Below are 18,011 nucleotides of genomic sequence, written 5' to 3'. Positions count from 1 at the left end.
AGCTGCCGACGGGCGTCGTTCGCATATTGATCGAGATGAGAAGCGAGCGCTCAGGCGAGCGCAGTCACGCGCTTCGTCAGGCGCGCGAATTTCCGCGCCGCGGTGTTCTTGTGAAGCACGCCCTTGGCCACGCCGCGCGCCAGTTCCGGCTGAACCGCCGCGATCGCCGCCGAAGCTGCCGCCTTGTCACCCGACTCGATCGCCGCTTCGACCTTCTTCACGAAAGTGCGGATGCGGCTGACGCGGGCGTTGTTGATCTCCGCGCGACGGGTGTTGCGACGGATGCGCTTCTTGGCTTGCGGCGTATTCGCCATTGAGAGTCCTCGAAAAGATAAGCGTGAAAATAAGAGGGGCGCGACACGAGCCACGCCCCGGAGCGGCGGCCCATAACCGAGAGCCGCCACAGGGTCAACCGTCAGTCCGGAATGGTCAGCCGCTCGAACCGCGCGAGGTGGTGATCGACGCTGCCGAACTGGCCCTCGATCATCGTCGCGCGCTTGAAATAATGGCCGATCGCCAGTTCGTCGGTGATGCCGATGCCGCCATGGATCTGGACGGCGCTCTGACCGGTGAACTTCAGCCCCTTGCCGACTTTCGCCTTGGCCTGGCTGACCGCGGCCATTCGCTCGGCGTCCGGCAGGTCCAGCTTCAGCGTCGCCATCAAGGTCATTGAAGCGGACTGTTCTACTTCCATGAACATGTCCACCATCCGGTGCTGCAGCACCTGGAAGTCGGAGATGGCGCGGCCGAATTGCTTGCGCTGCTTGGCATAGTCCATTGTGCCCGCGTGGAGCCGGCGCATCACGCCCGTGCCCTCGGCGCAGACCGCGACCGTCGCCTCGTCGACGATCTTCTCGATCAGCGGCAGCGCCCCGCCCTCGTCGCCCAGCAAGGCGTCGCCCGGAACGGAGGCGTTCTCGAAATAGATTTCGGACGCGCGGAATCCGTCAACGGTCGGATAGTCGCGGCGGACGATGCCGGGGGCGTTCGCTTCGATCAGGAAGAGCGAGACGCCCTCCTTGTCGCGCATGCCGCCGCCGGTCCGGGCCGTGACCAGCAAGTGCGTCGCCCAGGGCGCGGCATAGACCACCGCCTTGTGGCCGTTCAGCACCCAGCCTCCCCCGTCGCGCCTGGCAGTGGTGCGGAGATTGTTAAGCTCATAGCGGCCCTGCGGCTCGGCATAGGCGAAGGCGATGATTGCATCGCCGCCGATGATCGCCGGGATCAGCGCATCGGCCTGAGCCCCGCCGACCGCCTTCAGCGCGCCGCCGCCGATGACGACGGTCTGGAGGTAAGGCTCGATCGCGATCGCCTCGCCCAATTGCTCCATCACGATCAGATTCTCGACCGCGCCGCCGCCAAGGCCGCCCTGCTCCTCGCCGAACGGCGCGCCGAGGATGCCGAGCTCGGTCGCAAGTGCCCGCCAGATGCCAGGATCGCGGCCGGCATCGGAGGCGACCATCTTGCGGCGGGTTTCGAAATCATAAGTGTCGGCCAGAAAGCGCGCGAGCGTGTCGCGCAGCATCTGCTGCGTCTCGTTGTACGTGAAGTTCACCGGTTCCTCCCCTGCCCGGCCTCAGAGGCCGAGCACCATCTTCGCGATGATGTTGCGCTGGATTTCGTTCGAGCCGCCATAGATGCTGGTCTTGCGGCCGTTGAAATAGGTCGGCGCGGCGCGGTGGGCGTAGTCGGGCCCGATCGGATGCTCGTTGTCGCCTTCGCCGAAGCCGCGGAAATAGGGCGCGCCGTAATGACCGACGGCTTCCAGCGCGAGCTCGGTGATGCGCTGCTGGATCTCGGTGCCCTTGATCTTGAGCAGCGACGATTCGGGGCCCGGTCCACGCCCCGAAGCTTCCGATGCGAGCGTGCGCAGCTCGGTATATTCGAGCGCGGTGAGGTCGATCTCCAGCTCGGCCACCTTGCGCTTGAAGAAGGGATTGGCGAGCAACGGGCGGTCGCCGTCCATTTCGGTCCGCGCGATATTCTTGATCCGCTCGACGCCGCGCTTCGAACGCGCGACACCCGCGATCCCAGTGCGTTCGTGGGCGAGCAGGAACTTGGCGCAAGTCCAGCCCTTGTTCTCTTCATAGATGCGCTGGTCGACGGGCACGCGCACGTCCTCCAGCCACACTTCGTTGACCTCGTGCTCGCCGCCCAAGGTGATGATCGGACGGACAGTGACGCCGGGCGACTTCATGTCGATCAGCAGGAAGCTGATGCCTTCCTGCGGCTTGGCGTCGGGATCGGTGCGAACAAGGAAGAAGCCCCAGTCCGCATGCTGCGCCATCGTCGTCCAGGTCTTTTGCCCGTTGACGACATAATGGCCGCCATCGCGGACCGCGCGGGTGCGTAAGCTGGCGAGGTCCGAGCCGGCACCCGGCTCCGAATAGCCCTGGCACCACCAATCCTCGCCCGACAGGATGCGCGGCAGGAAGCGCGCTTTCTGCTCGGGCGTGCCGAAGGTGTAGATAACCGGGCCGACCATGTTGATGCCGAAAGGCAGGATCGGGATCGTGTCGGCGCGGGCGAGCTCTTCAGACCAGATGAAACGCTGTGTCGTCGTCCAGCCGGGGCCGCCATATTCCTTCGGCCAGGCCGGGGCGATCCAGCCCTGCTTCGCCAGTGCGCGGTGCCAGCTCAGGAAATCTTCCTTGGAAAGCTCCTCGCCTTCCTCCTGCTTGCCGCGCAGGGCCTTCGGATAATTCTCGGCGATGAAGCGCCGCGCCTCTTCCCGGAACGCGATATCTTCGGGGCTGAACTCCAGGTCCATCTCACCTCTCCTTTGAGGCGGTGTTAGGCACAGTTTACGTTAACGGCAAGCGAGCGGAAACGGACGCTACGGCAGGCTAGAACTCCTGCGGCGGTTCCTCGTCCGGACCGGGCTCTTCCGGCGGCGGGGCGCGCGATTCGGAGCGCGGTGGCGGCGGCGAGTCGGAGGGAGTCGCCGACAGTCGCACGCCATCGCCGTCGGTGGAGATGCCGAACTGGACGGGGCCGACATCGATGCTGCCGTTGATGCCGTTTTCATCCACCTGGATCACAGGCTCGGGGTTTTCGACCGGCTCCGGCGCCTGGATCGCGGCGCCCGGGATCGCGTGGCTCATGAAGTCGCGCCAAGCGCGCGCGGGGGCTCCGCCGCCGGCGAGACCCGGCATCGGCTGATTGTCGTCGCGGCCGACCCAGACGCCGACCACCAGGTCGCCGGCAAAACCGACGAAAATCGCGTCGCGCGCGTCCTGGGTGGTTCCGGTCTTGCCGAACGCGTCGACCGCCAGCCGTGCGCCGCGGCCGGTCCCGCGCTGGACGGTCGCCGAGAGCAGGTCGAGCAGCATATCACGCTCGCGGCTCGACAGACGCTTCGGACGATTCCACAGCGATGCGATCCAGCCTTGCGGTTCTTTCGGCAAACCGTAGGCGCGCACGGGCAGGTTGTTGCCGGCGACGGCGGCATAGGCGGAAGTGAGCTCCAGCAGGGTCACGCCCGAGGTACCAAGCGCAAGGCTGGGCGTGTCGGCGAGCGGACTGGCGACGCCCAGGTCGCGGGCCGCCTGGATCACTGCCTTGCGCCCGACCTGCTCGGCGAGTCGCGCGGCGGCGACATTGCTCGACAGCGCGAAGGCCTGACGGAGCGTGATGCGGCCGCGATATTTCTTGTCGCTGTTGGTGGGCGTCCAGCCGTCGATCGTGACCGGCTTGTCGTCGATCATCGAATCCGGCGTCATGCCCGCGCGGATCGCGGCTAGATAGACGAACAGCTTGAACGTCGAGCCCGGTTGGCGCCGCGCCTGCGTTACGCGGTTGAACGGGCTGTCGGCATAATCGCGGCCGCCGACCATCGCGACCACGCGCCCGTCCGGCCGCATCGCGACCAACGCCATTTGCGCGCCGCGAATCGAGCCGCGCCGGATCGCCGCCTCCGCCAGCCGCTGCAGGCGGATGTCGAGCGTGGTCGGGATTTCCTGCTTCTCATAGACCGCGCCGGCCTGATCGCGCGCCGCGGGCATCACCCAGTCGGCGAAATAGGTGCCGGTCGGCATGTTCGATTCGCGCCGCACCTTGAGGCGCACCGGCGGCTCGGCCCGCGCCTGTTTCGCGCTAATGAAGCCGGCATCGGCCATCGCCTGCAACACCACCCTGCCCCGCGCGCGCGCGCCGTCAAGATTGCGGGTCGGAGCGAGCCGCGACGGCGCCTTGACCAACCCGGCGAGCATCGCGGCCTGGCCGACTGTCAGTTCCTCCGGTTCGCGGCTGAAATAGTGTCGGGCCGCGGCGCGGATGCCGTACACATTGTCGCCGAAATAAACGTTCGACAAATAGCGTTCGAGGATTTCCTGCTTGGTCAACCAGGCCTCGAGCCAGAAGGCGATCAGCACTTCGCGGCCCTTGCGGCCGAAACTGCGATCGTTCGACAGGAACACGCCCTTGGCGAGCTGCTGGGTGATGGTGGAGCCGCCCTCGCGCACGCCGCCGGCGGCCATGTTGCGCCAGGCCGCGCGGGCAATGCCGATCGGATCGACGCCCCAATGGCGGTAATAGCGCCGGTCCTCGATCGCGATGAACGCCTCGGGCACGTGCTTGGGCAGCTCGGCGAGCTTGACCGGCTGCGCGACGACGGCGCCCTTGCGCGCGATCGGGGTGCCGTCTTCTGCGACAAGGGTGATGCTGGGCGGCGCGATCGGCTGAAGCGAGCGGCTGAGCGGCGCCGTGATCGCGAGCCAGCCGATCAGCAGCATGAACACCGCGACGATGCCGGCCGCGACGTAGCGCTTCTTGATCCAGCGGCGGCGCGGCGGCGCGGATTCGTCCGCCTCGCCTTCCGGCGTCAGCGGCTCAAGGTCCGGCAGCGGCTCAAGCGCCTCCAGCCGAGGGTCCCAATCGTGATCGTACCGCATGCGCCCGTCGTTCACAGGAAAATCCTGGCGTGTCTTATGGCGCTACTACAGTGAATGAAGGCTGACGGGAAGGCCCTCCCGTCAGTCCCGACAGTTCAGCCGACGATTTCTTCCGGCTTGAAGAAGAAAGCGATCTCGGTCGCGGCGTTCTCGTCCGAATCGGAGCCGTGGACCGAGTTCGCCTCGATCGACTCGGCAAGTTCCTTGCGGATCGTGCCGGGCTCGGCGTTCGCCGGGTTGGTCGCGCCCATGACGTCGCGGTTGCGCTTCACGGCGTCCTCGCCTTCCAGCACCTGCACGACGACCGGGCCGGACATCATGAAGGTCACAAGGTCGTTGAAGAAGGGCCGCTCCCGGTGCACGCCGTAGAAGCCCTCGGCCTGCTCCTTCGTCATGCGGATGCGCTTCGAGGCGACGACGCGCAGGCCGGCCTCCTCCAGCATCTTGGTGACCGCGCCGGTCAGGTTGCGGCGAGTGGCGTCGGGTTTGATGATCGAAAAGGTGCGCGTGACGGCCATGGCCGAGAGGCTCCGTATATAATGGTTGTCGGAAAAAAGTGGGGGCGCGTTAGCGGGCGGGCGCGTCCGACGCAAGCGGGCGCCCGACGATCACGCCGGCGAGCAGCAGCGCGACGGCGATGGTGGCAGCGCCGGCCTGGATCAGCGAAGCGGTGAAGATGCCCGGGAATGCAGCGCCCGCCTGCGTGCCCAGCAGCGCGAACGCGACGCTGCTCGTGCGCCAGGTCAGCACGATGGCGGCTGCGACCGAAAGGCGCGGCAGCAGGAGCAGGAAGAACGGGATCAGCGCCATGTCGTAGGGGTGCAGCGGCGCGATGGCGTAGAGGCAAGCCAGGCCGACGACGCAGAGCCGCACGCCTGTTCGGTCCGAAGGCTCGCGACACAGCCAAAGCGCCAGTCCTGCCGCTGCGGCGACGCAGGCCAACGGCGACGGAGCCGAAAGACCCAGCATCGCCGCGGCAAAGGAAATACCCGTCAGCTCGCCCGGCCGATTCCAGGTGAGGTCCGCGTAGGCGCCGAGGTTTGCGAGGAAATGCTGCGCGCTTTCGACCGTGCCGCCGACGCCGAACGTCGCCAGCACGGGCAGACAGGCCGAGGCTGAGAGCGCAACAGCGATCAGCGCCGCGTGACGAGCTCCCGGCAACGTTAGCGTCAAAAGAAGGAAGAGCAGCCCGAACTGCGGTTTCAGCAGCAGCAAGCAGAGGCCGGCGATTTTCCGCTTTTCTCCGCCGAAGCGTAGCCCGTGAATCAAGAACGCGAAGCCGAGCAGCACCAACAGGCTGGTCTGGCCGAGATGCAGGGTGATGCGGGTCGCGTCCGCCGTCAGCAAGAGCGCCGCGAACAACAGATCGAGAGCCTCAATCGGCATTCGAGGCCGGACGGCATCGTGGAGCAGGATCGTGCCGGCGGCCAAGGCGCCGAGGTTCAGCAGCTTCCAGACGATCACCGCGGCCGTGTTGTCGAGCAGGCCCAGCGCGACTGATGGCGCCCACCATTGCGGCGGATAGGCCCAGAGCGCGGCGTTGGGCGCGATATAGGGCGCGCCGTGATCCGCGAACGCCGGGCCATAGGGATCGAGGCCAGCTGCCCACATCCGGCCCGCCGTCGTGAAATAGGCGAGATCGAACGGGTAATTGTCCGAGAAAGTCTGGAAGACCAGAGCAGCGGCCAGACCGACGATCACCGCCGCAACGAGGGCGCGCGAAAACCCGCCCTCGCCCAGAGGGACGGCCTTGCTGTTGGTCACTGCGCCGGTCACGGCCGCAGCCATGACCGGCACAGCTTGATATTTCGCTTAAATCTGTCGGGCCGTGGTGACGGTTAGCTGCGCCGTCGAACCGGAACGCTTACGCCGAATGGCGCCTCCTGCCGCCGCGAACCCGCCGATCATCAGCGCCCAGCTTGCCGGCTCAGGCACGCCTGCGACCGCCAGCGTTCCTGCGAAACCCAGCGAGCGCGCTCCGGACTGGCTGAGCCCCGGGATGGAAAACGAGCCATCGCCTTTCAAGATGATGTCGGGCAGGCTCGAGGTCAGCTTGCTGAAATGTCCCGAGAACGACAGCGGATTGGCCGGGTCGAGGAACACGCCCTCGTCCTGCGTTTCATAGATCGCCGTCCATTGCAGTCCGCGGCTGGTGTCGATCGAAAACACCGATGCGGGCGTGAACCTGTTGAACCACAGTCTGCCCGTGCCGTGAAACGGGTCGACCGGCTGCGTCGCCGGATCGTAGTTGAACGTGACGGTGACCGTATCGCCAAGTGCGAAGTTCGGGTCCGTGCCCGGGTTCTGCTGCTGCGTGACCGTTCCGACCAGCTTCAGCGTGGTCGGAGCCGCCATCGCGGGCGTAGCAAGCAGAGCGAATGCGACTGCAGCCAATTTCCCCATTTCCATTATGCGCTCCCTGTTCGCAGCCGCATCGCGCGCGGCTGCCTCGCGCACAACCCTCGGCCCGGGTTCCCGTTCCTGCGAAACCCGGGCGGAAGCTTCTGGGAAATATCAGCTTTCGAAATTATCCGCGACGAACTTGTCGAGCAGGCGCACGCCGTAGCCGGTAGCGCCCTTGTCCCAAAGCGCACCGGGCTTTTGCGACCAGACCATGCCGGCGATGTCGAGGTGCGCCCAGCGCACGCCGTCCTCGATATAGCGCTGCAGGAACTGCGCCGCGGTGACCGACCCTGCCTCGCGCGGGCCGACATTCTTCATGTCGGCGATCTGGCTGTCGATCAGCTTGTTGTAGGCGTCGCCAAGCGGCATCCGCCATAATTTGTCGCCCACTTCCTTGCCGGCTTTCATCAATTGGTCCGCCAACGAATCGTCGTTGGAGAAGATGCCGCCCTGTTCGTGCCCCAGGCTGATGATCATCGCGCCGGTCAGCGTCGCCAGATCGACGATGGTCTTCGGCTTGTAGGTGCGCTGCACCCAGGTGAGCGCGTCGCACAGCACCAGCCGCCCTTCGGCGTCGGTATTGAGAATCTCAATCGTCTGCCCGGACATGGAAGTGACGATGTCGCCCGGCCGCTGTGCGTTGCCGTCGGGCATGTTCTCGACCAGACCGCACACGCCGACGACATGCGCCTTCGCCTTGCGCCCGGCGAGCGCCTTCATCGCGCCCGCGACGGCGCCGGCTCCGCCCATGTCCCACTTCATGTCTTCCATGCCGGGGCCGGGCTTCAGCGAGATGCCGCCGGTGTCGAAGGTCACGCCCTTGCCGACAAAGGCGACCGGCTCTTTCTGCGCGCCGCCGCTGCCGTCCCAGCGCATGACCAGAAGCTGGCCTTCGCGCGCCGAGCCCTGGCTGACGCCCAGCAGCGCGCCCATGCCCAGCTTGCGCATCTCGTCCTCGCCCAGCACCGTAATCTCGACGCCGAGATCGGCAAGGTGGCGGCAGCGCTCGACGAAGCTCTCGGGATAGAGGACGTTGGGGGGCTCGGAGACCAGTTCGCGCGTCAGGCCGACGCCCTCGACGATCGCCCGCTGGCGATCCCAGCCGCTGCCATCCGCACCGACGATCACCACATCCTTCAGTGTCGGCGCCTGCTTCGGCGGTAGCTTGGTGCGATAGGTATCGATCCGCCAGCTGCGCAGCGCTGCGCCGGCCGCCAGCCGCGCCGCAGCCTCGGCGGACGCATTTGCCCCACTCAACTCGACTATCAGGTTTTCGGTGCCGGACGTCAGCAGCCGCGCTACCAGTGCGCCGCCAGCCTTTTCATAGTCTGCAGGCTCGCCCTTGCCGGTACCGACGATCAGCAGTCGACGAGTGGCGCCCTCCTCCTGCACGAAAAGCTCGACGATCGACCCCGCCTCTCCTTCGAAACGGCCGGCGCGCATGGCGTCGCGGGCGAGGCCGGCATAGGCGGACGGCAAGCCGGCAACCTCGCCGTTCTGCGGCGCCACCAGCGCCAGATCGTAGGAGCCCTGGGGGCGAGCAGCAGCAAAACGCACTTGCATGATGAATCCCGGATAAGAACGTGACTTGCCTTCGCCCTTAGGCTTCTCGGCGGCACGGGCAAGACCGGAACGATTTGCAGCGTGCGAGCTTGAGTGCGATAGGCGCCGCAAAGCAAAGCCAGACGGCGCAGCACTTTCAGGGTGGTTTGGGGTTAGCGTGAACGCGAAGCGGTTGATCTGGCTCACAAGTGTGGCCTGTTGCTGGTCCGCTGCGGCGAGCGCGCAGGACTTGCAGAACCGTCCGGTCGCGCCCCCGCCACCGCAAGCGAACCCCGCTCCGGCGCCTGCCGACCAGCAAGTCGTCGACTTTACCGCAGACCAGCTCGAATATTTCAATGAGACCGATACCGTGGTCGCGAGCGGTGACGTGCGGATGTTCCGCGAAGGCAATCGGCTGCGCGCGGCCAAGGTCACCTGGAACCGCAAGACCGGCGAAGTTCGCGCCGAAGGCAATGTCGCCGTCGCGAACCCACAAGGCGATGTCGCCTATGGGGATTCGGTGCAGCTCACCGACACGCTGCGCGATGGTGTGGTGCAGAACCTGCTGATCGTGCTCCAAAGCGGCGGGCGTCTCGCCGCCGACAAGGGCGCGCGGAGCGGCGACGTCTATACGCTCGACAACGCTGCCTACACCGCATGTTCGGTGGTCGACTCGAGCGGCTGTCCGAAGGAGCCGAGCTGGAAGATCACAGCGGTCAAGGTCGTCTACGACACCAAGAGGCAGCGCGTGTTCTATAAAGGCGCCCGGCTGCATTTGTTCGGCTTGCCGACATTGCCCCTGCCGCTGCTTTCGAACCCGACGGGCAATCAGGGCGGCAGCGGCGTGCTGGTGCCGGACATCAAGTTCAGCCGCGTAAACGGGCTCGAATTCGTCCTCCCCTATTATTTCCAGATCGCGCCCAATCGCGATCTGACGCTGACGCCGCACATCTACAGCGACGTGCTACCGGCGATCGAAGCGCAATATCGGGCGCTGACTAGCACGGGCGCCTATCAGATCAGCGGCATGATCACCGACAGCCGCAAGCAGCCGGCGACGATCAATCCGGGCACCACATCCGACCGCAGCCTGCGCGGCTATCTCGACGCCAGCGGGCGCTTCCAGCTCGATCCCAATTGGGACATTAGCGGCTCGATACGTCTCACGACCGACCGCACGTTCCTGCGCCGCTATGACATTTCACGCGACGATCGGTTGCGCTCGACGATCCGGGTACAGCGGATCGGCGACGACAGCTATTTCTCGGTGACCGGCTGGGCGACGCAGACGTTGCGGATCAACGATTCGCAAGGGCAGCAGCCGATCGCGGTTCCAGAGGTCGACTATCGCCGCCGTTTCAACGATCCTTTGCTCGGCGGCCGTGTCGAGGTGCAGCTCAACACGCTCGCCATTGGGCGCACGGATGGACAGGACACGCAGCGCGCCTTTGCGAGCTTCCGCTGGGACCTGAGGCGGCTCACGCCCTGGGGACAGGAAGTGACGTTCACGGCCTTTGGCCGCGGCGACGTCTATCATTCCGACGAGAATGCGCTGTCGCCGACGGTGCTCTATCGCGGCAATCCAGGCTGGCAGAGCCGTGCGATCGGCGCTCTGGCCGTCGATATCCGCTGGCCGCTGATCGGCTCCGTCGGCGACAGCGGCACCCAACGGATCACGCCGCGGCTGCAGTTCGTCGCGACGCCGCCGATCCGCAACCTTGCGATCCCAAACGAGGATGCGCGCGCGATCGAGCTTGAGGACTCAAACCTGTTCGCGCTGAATCGCTTCCCCGGCTACGACCGGTTCGAGGACGGCGCACGCGTCACTTACGGCGTCGACTATGGGCTGGCGCTGCCCGGCATCACTGTCGACGCGAATATCGGCCAGAGCTACCGGCTCTCCCGCCGGCCTGAGATTTTTCCGAACGGCGTCGGACTGTCCGGCAGGCTGTCCGATATCGTCGGCCGCACGACGGTACGGTTCCGCGACTTCGTCTCGGTCACGCACCGATACCGGATCGACAAGGACAGTTTTGCGCTCCGGCGCAATGAGATCGACGCGACGATCGGCTCGCGGCAGACCTATGTCCTGCTTGGCTATCTAAAACTCAATCGCGATATCGACACCTCGATCGAGGATTTGCGCGACCGCGAGGAGCTACGCGCCGGCGGCCGGGTGCAGATCGGCCGCTACTGGTCGGCATTCGGCTCCGCGATCATCGACCTGACCGACAAGAAGGAAGACCCGCTCTCGACCGCCGACGGCTTTCAACCGATTCGGCACCGCATCGGCATCGCCTATACCGACGACTGTCTGGACCTTGGCCTGACTTGGCGTCGGGATTACCAGAACACGGGTGACGCGCGGAAAGGCAATACTTTCCTGCTGAGGCTTTCATTCAAGAACCTGGGCCGCTAAGCCCCCGTTCAGCCGCCCGGAAGCAGTATGGCGTTATTCCCTTTTTGATGATCGGAATGGTCTAAATCGTGACGATTGCTCATTTCCGCCCGTTACGTTGGGCGTTGTTGCCGCTGGCGGCGCTGGGTTGCGCCGCGATTGCCCAGACCGACCCGGACGCCGGCAATGGCCTCAACATCCCCGCCGACGTCGTCGTGTTTGGCAAGAATGACCCGGCGCTCCGCAAGCCCACCGCGGTCGTCAACGGCGACATCATCACCCGCACCGACGTCGAGCAGCGGCTGGCGCTGATCGTCGCCGCGAACGGCGGCAAGGTGCCGGCCGAGGAGTTGGAGCGGCTGCGCAACCAAGTGCTCCGCAACCTGATCGACGAAGTGCTGGAGATCCAGGAAGCCAAGGGCAACAAGATCGACATCACCAAGCAGCAGATCGACGACAGCTTTGCCCGCGTCTCGCGCAACTTCAAGCGCACGCCGGAGCAGATGTCGGCGTATCTGAAGCAGATCGGCTCGTCGGACGAATCGCTGAAGCGCCAGATCGAAGGCGAGCTTGCCTGGAACCGCCTGTTGCAGCGCCGGGTCCAGCCGTTCGTCAATGTCAGCCAGGAAGAGGTGCAAGGCATCGTCGACCGGTTGAACGCGTCCAAGGGCGCGACCGAAGTCCATCTGGGCGAGATCTTCCTGTCCGCGACGCCAGAGACCAATGAGGCCGCCCTCGCCAACGCGCGCAAAATCATCGACGCGATCAAGCAGGGCGGATCGTTCGTCGCCTATGCGCGGCAATTCTCCGAAGCCTCGACGGCGGCGGTCGGCGGCGATCTCGGCTGGGTGCGGCCGGAGCAGCTTCCCGACGCGCTTGCGAACGAGGCGCGCAACATGAGCGTCGGCCAGCTTGCCGGCCCGATCCAGGTGCCCGGCGGCTATTCGATGATCTACCTGATGGACAAGCGTCAGGTGCTGACCGCCGATCCGCGCGACGCGGTACTGGCGCTGCGTCAGCTTGCCATCAGCTTCCCGGAAGGCACGACGCAGCAGCAGGCAACAGAGAAAGCGACGCAGTTCGCCAACGCCACCAAGACGATCGCCGGCTGCGGATCGGCGCAGAAAGTCGCGGAACAGCTTGGTGCGGAAATGGTCGACAACGATCAGGTCAAGATTCGCGATCTGCCGCCGCAGCTTCAGGAGATGATGGTCAACCTGCAGGTCGGTCAGGCCAGCCCGCCCTTTGGTTCGGCGCGGGAAGGCGTGCGTGTGCTGGTGATCTGCGGCCGCGACGATGCGCAGGCGGCTGCCGGCGCCAATGCCGAGACGATCATGGCACAGCTGGAGGAGCAGCGCGTCAACATGCGCGCGCGGCGGTATCTCCGCGACCTGCGCCGGGACGCGGTGGTTGACTATCGCTGACCCCTGGACCGACGCGCCGCTCGCGGTTGCGCTGGGCGATCCGGCGGGCATCGGCCCTGAAGTTACCGTCAAGGCATGGCTTGCGCGCGATAAGGAAGGCCTGCCGCCTTTCTTTGCGGTCGGCGACGAGCGCTCGATCGGGGCGGTCTGGGCCGGGCCGGTGCAGCGGATCACTGCTCCTGGTGAGGCACTGCAGGTCTTCGATCGCGCCTTGCCCTTGCTCTCGGTCGAAGACGGCGCGGAGATCGTGCCGGGCGAACCCAATCTGGAAGGCGCACGCTGCGCGCTTGATTCACTTGAGGTCGCGACCGGAATGACTCGTTCGGGCGCGGCGTCCGCGCTCGTGACGGGCCCGGTAGCGAAATCGCAGCTTTACGCGATCGGTTTCACGCATCCCGGCCAGACCGAGTTCGTCGCAGAACGCTGCGGCATCGCGCCCGAAAATGTGGTGATGATGCTGGCCGGGCCCGACCTCCGTGTCGTGCCGGTGACGACCCACATGCCGCTGCGCGCGGTTCTGGACAGCCTCTCGATCGAAGTAATCGTCGCCAAGGCGCGCACGACGGCGCGCGGCCTGCAGCGCAGCTTCGGCATCGCCAATCCGCGGATCGCCTTTGCCGGCGTCAACCCGCATGCCGGCGAGAATGGCGCGCTGGGCACGGAGGAAATGGACCTGATCGCGCCGGCCATTGCCGAGCTTCGCGAGGAAGGTATCGACGCATTCGGCCCGCTCGCCGCCGACACCATGTTCCACGCCCGCGCGCGCGCCGGCTATGACGCGGCGATCTGCCTCTATCACGATCAGGCCCTGATCCCGCTCAAGACGCTTTATTTCGACGAGGGTGTCAACATGACGCTGGGCATCCCCATCGTCCGTACGGCTCCCGACCATGGCACCGCTTTCGCCATCGCCGGCCGGGGCGAAGCCAATCCCGGCGCGACGATCGCCGCGATCCAGCTCGCCGCGCAAGCGGTCGTGCAGCGCAAGGCGGAGTCCTGCCCGGCTTGAGCCCCCTCCCCCCGCTTCGGGAGGTGATCGCCCGACACGGCCTCAGCGCCAGCAAGGCGCTCGGGCAGAATTTCCTTTTCGATGAGCAATTGCTCGACCGGATCGCCCGGATTCCGGGTTCGCTGCATGGCGAGCGCGTGCTGGAGGTGGGGCCCGGCCCCGGGGGCCTGACGCGCGCGCTGTTGCGGGCTGGCGCCGAGGTGATAGCGGTCGAACGCGATGCCCGGTGCCTGCCGGCGCTGGGCGAGCTTGCGGAGTGGGCGCCAGGACAGTTGCAGGTTATCGAAGGCGACGCGCTGAAGATCGACGCCGAGGCGGAGCTGGGCGGATCGGGGCACATCGTTGCGAACCTGCCTTACAATGTCGGAACGGCATTGCTGGTCGGCTGGTTGACCAGCGAAGCCTGGCCGCCTTGGTGGAAGTCGCTGACGCTCATGTTCCAGAAGGAAGTCGCGGAACGGATCGTCGCTGCGCCGGACGCCGACGCCTATGGACGGCTGGCGGTGCTTGCTCAGTGGCGATCGACTGCGCGGATCGCGATGAACGTGCACCGCTCCGCCTTCACGCCGCCGCCGAAGGTGATGAGCGCGGTGGTGCACATCGTGCCCGCTCTGCAGCCCGAGGGAGTGCGCGTCGCTGTGCTCGAGCGCCTGACGGCCGCCGCGTTCGGCCAACGCCGCAAGATGCTGCGGCAGAGCCTCAAGAGTGTGCCCGGCGCAGCGGAGGCGCTGGAGCGGCTCGGCATCGATCCGACGCGGCGTGCGGAAACGGTGAGCGTCGCGGAATGGGTCGAACTCGCCCGGGCGCTGGGGTGACGGTGCGGCATCGCTTCGCGCCGCTCGCGCTGTTCCTGCTGCCGATCGCAGTGCAGATCGCCGGCTATTGGCCGGGCCTGATCACCTGGGATTCGATCCGGCAATACGATCAGGCTTTGTCCGGCGATTACGACGACTGGCACCCGCCGGTGATGGAATGGCTTTGGAGCAAGCTGATCCTGATCCAGCCGGGTACCGCGCCGATGCTGATCGTCCAGCTCGTGCTGTTCTGGGGTGGCTTTCTTGGGCTCGCCGCCTGGTGCCTGAAGGAACGGCGTCACATCTCTTTCGCCGGCGTCTTCGCCGTCGCTCTCCTCCCCGTGCCGCTCGCGTTGCTGGGGGCGATCCTGAAGGACAGCTTGATGGCGGGCGCGCTACTCTCGGCGGCGGCGCTCATCGTCTGGCGCGAGCGGCTCGGACTTTGGGCGACTGCGATCGGTATCGGCCTCCTCGTGTTCGCCGCCACGCTGCGCTTCAACGCCTGGCCTGCCTGTCTGCCATTGCTGCTTGCCCTTCTACCTGCATCGGCAATCCGGACCCTTCCTAGATTTATACTTTCGACGTTGGTCGGCCTCGCCGTTCTGGTCGCCGCAATGCCCGTCGCCAATCGTCTGCTCGGCGCCAAGCGCAGCGGGGTGGAGTTGTCCCTGATCATCTTCGACCTGAGCGGCATCACCCGCTTTTCGGGCGAGAACCAGTTTCCGGACACCGGTGTCGCCAATCCTGTCGCGGTCAACCAGCGCTGTTATTCACCGGTCAAATGGGACAATTACAGCTTCTGGGCGCGCGATCCCTGCCCGATCACTTTCTACGATATCGACGACGCGTTTCAGGACACGCACCAAAGCCCGGTGCGCTGGTGGCTGAGCGCGATCGCGGCGCATCCGCTCGCCTATCTCCAGCACCGCGCCGGGCACTACAACATCAATGCGCGGCTGTTCGTGACGGACGACATCGCCATCGACCGGCCGGTGCCGAAGGATGCGCCGCCCAACGACTGGGGTTTTCATATTCCGGGAACAGTGGCGCAGCGCTGGATCGATGGCGCGGCACTCGCCGCTGCCCCGACGCCGCTCAATTGGCCGATCGTCTGGATGGCGCTGGCTTTGGGCGTTCTGCTGGCCTGGCCGGAGGGAACGGCTTTGCCGCTGGCTGCGTCGGCGCTGCTGTATGGCCTGAGCTATTTCCCGACCAGCGTGTCGGCTGAGATGCGCTACCATCTATGGACGATCATCGCGGCCGGCCTTGCGCTCGCCTTTGCCGCCGATGCGATGGTGCAGCGGCGCGTACCTCTAGGGAGATGGCTGAAGCTCGGCGCCCCGCCCGCTTTCGTCGCCCTGCTCTGCGCGGCCGCGCGGCTGGCCGGCTGACGCCGCCTCGCCGCCGAAGATCACCCATTCGCCACGCCGGCGGAGGACCAACAGATAATAAACGGCCGCGAGCGCCATCTGCGCTGCCGTGGCGATCAGGCCCGGACGGCCGGTATCAGTGTCCAGCCAGCTCGCCCAGAACACGAGTAGAAGCGCCGCAATGGTGACCAAAGGCGCGATCGGAAACCAGGGCATGCAATAGTCCGCATGCGCCGTCGCCCCGGTGCGGCGGCCGACCATCGCGGCGAGCGCAATGCCGAGATAGGTGACGGCGATCCCCGCCCCGCTCAGCACGAGCAGCAGCCGGAGCGGCACGAAGCAGGCGGCGCAGCTCACCGCGCCGACAGCGAGTGTCGCGATCCAGGGGGAGCCAAGGCGCGGGTGGATGTTCGTGACCCACGGGTCCAGAGCCTTGCCCCAGATCGCGTCGCGGCCTGTCGAATAGAAGAAGCGGGCATAGGCGAGAATCCCCGCGATCGCCGCATTCAGGATGGCAAGCGCGACGGCGACGGCCAACGCATCGGCGACCCAATCGCCGCCGCGCGTCCGGGCGAACCAGCCGAACGGGTCCGCTTCGGTAAACAGGCGATGCAGATAGGGCGCGCCGGCAATGGCAGCGGCCAACGGGATCACCTCCACGATGATGGTCAGCGCAGCAGCGACCAGGACCACCCGCGCGATCCTCGCCGAGGCCTCGTGCATCTCCTCGCCGAAATAAACAGCGAGGCCATAACCGTTGAGCGCGAAAATCGCGGCGGTGGTGGCAAGGCCGATGCTGACCGGCGAAGCGGGTGCGAGTCCCGCACCGACTGCCGTGAGTGGTGCCGTAAACAAACTGCGCACCGGCTCCGCCACACCGAGCATGACGATCGTGGCCAGGGCGAGCAGCTCGATGACGAGGAAGACGCCGGTGATCCAGGCGTTGAGGCGGATGTGCAGCACGCCCGCCAAGGTGGAGACCGCGACCATCGCGACGGCGGTCGGGATCACCGGCAGGCCCGGCAGGATGCCGGAGAGCACATCGCTCAAACCGAGGCCGATGACCGCCGGGAACAGCAGGTTGTTGACGAGGTTCACCGCAAGCATGACGAACCCGGCGAGCGGCCCGAGCGTGCGGCCGACCATCACATATTCGCCGCCCGCGACGGGAAACGCCGAGGACAGCTCGGCATAGACATAGGCCGTCGCGACGCAGACGATGGCTGCCAGCAGCATCGCGACCAGTGCGCCGCTCCCCGCTTCGTGCAGCATTTCGGGCACGATCACGAACACCGACGAGGCAGGCGTCGTCGCGGACAGCGTCAGGAACAGGACGCCGGGAACGCCTAGCGAGCGCTTGAAACTCAACCGCCCCAGGCCTGGATCAACAGACGGACCGCAACGTAGAGGATCAGCAGCGCGGTCAGGCGGCGAAGCCAGACGGCGGGCAGGATCTGTACGCCGGCACGGCTGCCGAGCTGGCCGCCGACAAGCACCGACAGCGCCAGCGGCCAATAAGCAGTCGCGGCTTTGACCAGCTCGGGATGGCCGGACAGCTTGGTGAGTTGCCCGCCCAGGCCGGCGATCGAGTTGGCGAGGATGAAGACCGAGGCCGAGGCAGCGACGCGCTTGGCGCGATCCCAGCCGATCAGGTGCAGCACCGGCGCCAGAAAGATACCGCCGCCGATGCCGACGATGCCGGATAGCAGGCCGATCGGCGCCGCGACGGCGGGTCCGACAAAGGTTGCACGGTGCGGCTCCATCTCACGCTCGCGCTGGAGCAGCAGCAGAATGGCGGCGACTAGCAGCGACCCGCCAAGCAGCCAGAGGAAGAGCTGTTTGGGGACCGGCAGCATGCCGCCGATCCATGCGGCGGGAACAGAGAGCGCAAGCAGCGGCAGCAGCCGCCGCCACGGCACCAGCCCCGCGCGCGCGAAGCGGATCGTGCAGCCGGTCGCGACGATCAGGTTGCAGACCAGCGCGATGACCGGGAAAACGCGGTGGTCGACGCCTGCCAGCGCCAGCAGTGCGTTATAGGTCGAGCCGCCGGCAAAGCCGACGCTGGCGTAGAGCGCGGCGGTGACGGCGAAGAGGAGAGCGAGGACGACCATCTCCCCTCCCGTTTACGGGAGGGGTCGAGGGAGGGCAAACCTGGGCCCCAATGCGCGGGGTTGGACAA

Annotated in this window: 15 protein-coding genes; 5 read left to right on the top strand and 10 right to left on the bottom strand. The window is 66.2% G+C overall.

Features of this window, described 5'->3' with window-relative positions; all coding sequences use genetic code 11:
* Positions 1-50: 50 nt before the first annotated feature.
* From rpsT to ACFSCW_RS08705, 8 genes are all read right to left on the bottom strand, one after another.
* A complete protein-coding gene (gene rpsT / locus ACFSCW_RS08740) occupies positions 51-314 on the bottom strand; it encodes a 30S ribosomal protein S20 (protein ID WP_380888460.1) in 264 nt (87 codons plus the stop codon).
* Positions 315-415: 101 nt separating this feature from the next.
* Complete coding sequence (locus ACFSCW_RS08735) at positions 416-1,555, bottom strand: acyl-CoA dehydrogenase family protein (RefSeq protein WP_380888459.1); 1,140 nt, start codon at positions 1,553-1,555, stop codon at positions 416-418.
* Positions 1,556-1,576: 21 nt separating this feature from the next.
* Complete coding sequence (locus ACFSCW_RS08730) at positions 1,577-2,770, bottom strand: acyl-CoA dehydrogenase family protein (RefSeq protein ID WP_380888458.1); 1,194 nt, start codon at positions 2,768-2,770, stop codon at positions 1,577-1,579.
* 76 nt (positions 2,771-2,846) lie between these two features.
* Positions 2,847-4,892 (bottom strand): transglycosylase domain-containing protein, encoded by a 2,046-nt coding sequence (locus tag ACFSCW_RS08725; RefSeq protein ID WP_380890065.1) that lies wholly within the window; start codon positions 4,890-4,892, stop codon positions 2,847-2,849.
* Between the two features lie 95 nt (positions 4,893-4,987).
* Entirely contained in the window at positions 4,988-5,410 is a 423-nt protein-coding gene (ndk, locus tag ACFSCW_RS08720) for a nucleoside-diphosphate kinase (protein ID WP_380888457.1), read from the bottom strand.
* A gap of 49 nt (positions 5,411-5,459) precedes the next feature.
* Entirely contained in the window at positions 5,460-6,680 is a 1,221-nt protein-coding gene (locus tag ACFSCW_RS08715) for a glycosyltransferase 87 family protein (RefSeq protein WP_380888456.1), read from the bottom strand.
* A gap of 24 nt (positions 6,681-6,704) precedes the next feature.
* The gene (locus ACFSCW_RS08710) at positions 6,705-7,301 is read right to left on the bottom strand and encodes a PEPxxWA-CTERM sorting domain-containing protein (RefSeq protein WP_380888455.1); all 597 of its coding nucleotides are present in this window, start codon (positions 7,299-7,301) and stop codon (positions 6,705-6,707) included.
* A gap of 105 nt (positions 7,302-7,406) precedes the next feature.
* Complete coding sequence (locus ACFSCW_RS08705) at positions 7,407-8,858, bottom strand: leucyl aminopeptidase (protein ID WP_380888454.1); 1,452 nt, start codon at positions 8,856-8,858, stop codon at positions 7,407-7,409.
* A 157-nt stretch (positions 8,859-9,015) separates the two neighbouring features.
* On the opposite strand from ACFSCW_RS08705, the gene ACFSCW_RS08700 reads away from it, so the two are divergent.
* The 5 genes from ACFSCW_RS08700 to ACFSCW_RS08680 all read left to right on the top strand — a co-directional run bounded on the left by ACFSCW_RS08700 (position 9,016) and on the right by ACFSCW_RS08680 (position 15,853).
* Positions 9,016-11,256: an LPS-assembly protein LptD gene (locus ACFSCW_RS08700; RefSeq protein WP_380888453.1), complete on the top strand. Its 2,241-nt coding sequence runs from the start codon at positions 9,016-9,018 to the stop codon at positions 11,254-11,256.
* Positions 11,257-11,324: 68 nt separating this feature from the next.
* Positions 11,325-12,659 carry a peptidylprolyl isomerase gene (locus tag ACFSCW_RS08695; RefSeq protein WP_380888452.1) on the top strand — a complete coding sequence of 445 codons (1,335 nt, stop codon included), beginning with the start codon at positions 11,325-11,327 and terminating at the stop codon, positions 12,657-12,659.
* Complete coding sequence (gene pdxA / locus ACFSCW_RS08690) at positions 12,646-13,668, top strand: 4-hydroxythreonine-4-phosphate dehydrogenase PdxA (protein ID WP_380888451.1); 1,023 nt, start codon at positions 12,646-12,648, stop codon at positions 13,666-13,668. Before ACFSCW_RS08695 ends, pdxA begins: the two co-directional genes overlap by 14 nt.
* Positions 13,665-14,483 (top strand): 16S rRNA (adenine(1518)-N(6)/adenine(1519)-N(6))-dimethyltransferase RsmA, encoded by an 819-nt coding sequence (gene rsmA / locus ACFSCW_RS08685; protein ID WP_380888450.1) that lies wholly within the window; start codon positions 13,665-13,667, stop codon positions 14,481-14,483. Before pdxA ends, rsmA begins: the two co-directional genes overlap by 4 nt.
* Positions 14,453-15,853, top strand: a complete 1,401-nt coding sequence (locus tag ACFSCW_RS08680; protein WP_380888449.1) for a hypothetical protein — start codon at positions 14,453-14,455, stop codon at positions 15,851-15,853. The genes rsmA and ACFSCW_RS08680 overlap by 31 nt, the downstream gene beginning before the upstream one ends.
* Here ACFSCW_RS08680 and ACFSCW_RS08675 read toward each other — a convergent pair.
* Positions 15,776-17,200 (bottom strand): APC family permease, encoded by a 1,425-nt coding sequence (locus ACFSCW_RS08675; RefSeq protein ID WP_380888448.1) that lies wholly within the window; start codon positions 17,198-17,200, stop codon positions 15,776-15,778. The genes ACFSCW_RS08680 and ACFSCW_RS08675 overlap by 78 nt on opposite strands.
* A complete protein-coding gene (locus tag ACFSCW_RS08670) occupies positions 17,197-17,943 on the bottom strand; it encodes a sulfite exporter TauE/SafE family protein (RefSeq protein ID WP_380888447.1) in 747 nt (248 codons plus the stop codon). Before ACFSCW_RS08670 ends, ACFSCW_RS08675 begins: the two co-directional genes overlap by 4 nt.
* Positions 17,944-18,011: the final 68 nt, after the last annotated feature.

It is taken from the genome of Sphingomonas tabacisoli (genome assembly GCF_042678385.1).
GTDB classification, from domain to species: Bacteria; Pseudomonadota; Alphaproteobacteria; order Sphingomonadales; family Sphingomonadaceae; genus Sphingomonas_B; species Sphingomonas_B tabacisoli.
This window is presented reverse-complemented; position numbering and strand designations above follow the sequence as displayed.

Coding starts and splice junctions, on each gene's coding strand:
- rpsT (WP_380888460.1), bottom strand. CDS start 314: ATGGCGAATACGCCGCAAGCCAAGAAGCGCATCCGTCGCAACACCCGT.
- ACFSCW_RS08730 (WP_380888458.1), bottom strand. CDS start 2,770: ATGGACCTGGAGTTCAGCCCCGAAGATATCGCGTTCCGGGAAGAGGCG.
- ACFSCW_RS08725 (WP_380890065.1), bottom strand. CDS start 4,892: ATGCGGTACGATCACGATTGGGACCCTCGGCTGGAGGCGCTTGAGCCG.
- ndk (WP_380888457.1), bottom strand. CDS start 5,410: ATGGCCGTCACGCGCACCTTTTCGATCATCAAACCCGACGCCACTCGC.
- ACFSCW_RS08715 (WP_380888456.1), bottom strand. CDS start 6,680: ATGGCTGCGGCCGTGACCGGCGCAGTGACCAACAGCAAGGCCGTCCCT.
- ACFSCW_RS08710 (WP_380888455.1), bottom strand. CDS start 7,301: ATGGAAATGGGGAAATTGGCTGCAGTCGCATTCGCTCTGCTTGCTACG.
- ACFSCW_RS08705 (WP_380888454.1), bottom strand. CDS start 8,858: ATGCAAGTGCGTTTTGCTGCTGCTCGCCCCCAGGGCTCCTACGATCTG.
- ACFSCW_RS08680 (WP_380888449.1), top strand. CDS start 14,453: ATGGGTCGAACTCGCCCGGGCGCTGGGGTGACGGTGCGGCATCGCTTC.
- ACFSCW_RS08670 (WP_380888447.1), bottom strand. CDS start 17,943: ATGGTCGTCCTCGCTCTCCTCTTCGCCGTCACCGCCGCGCTCTACGCC.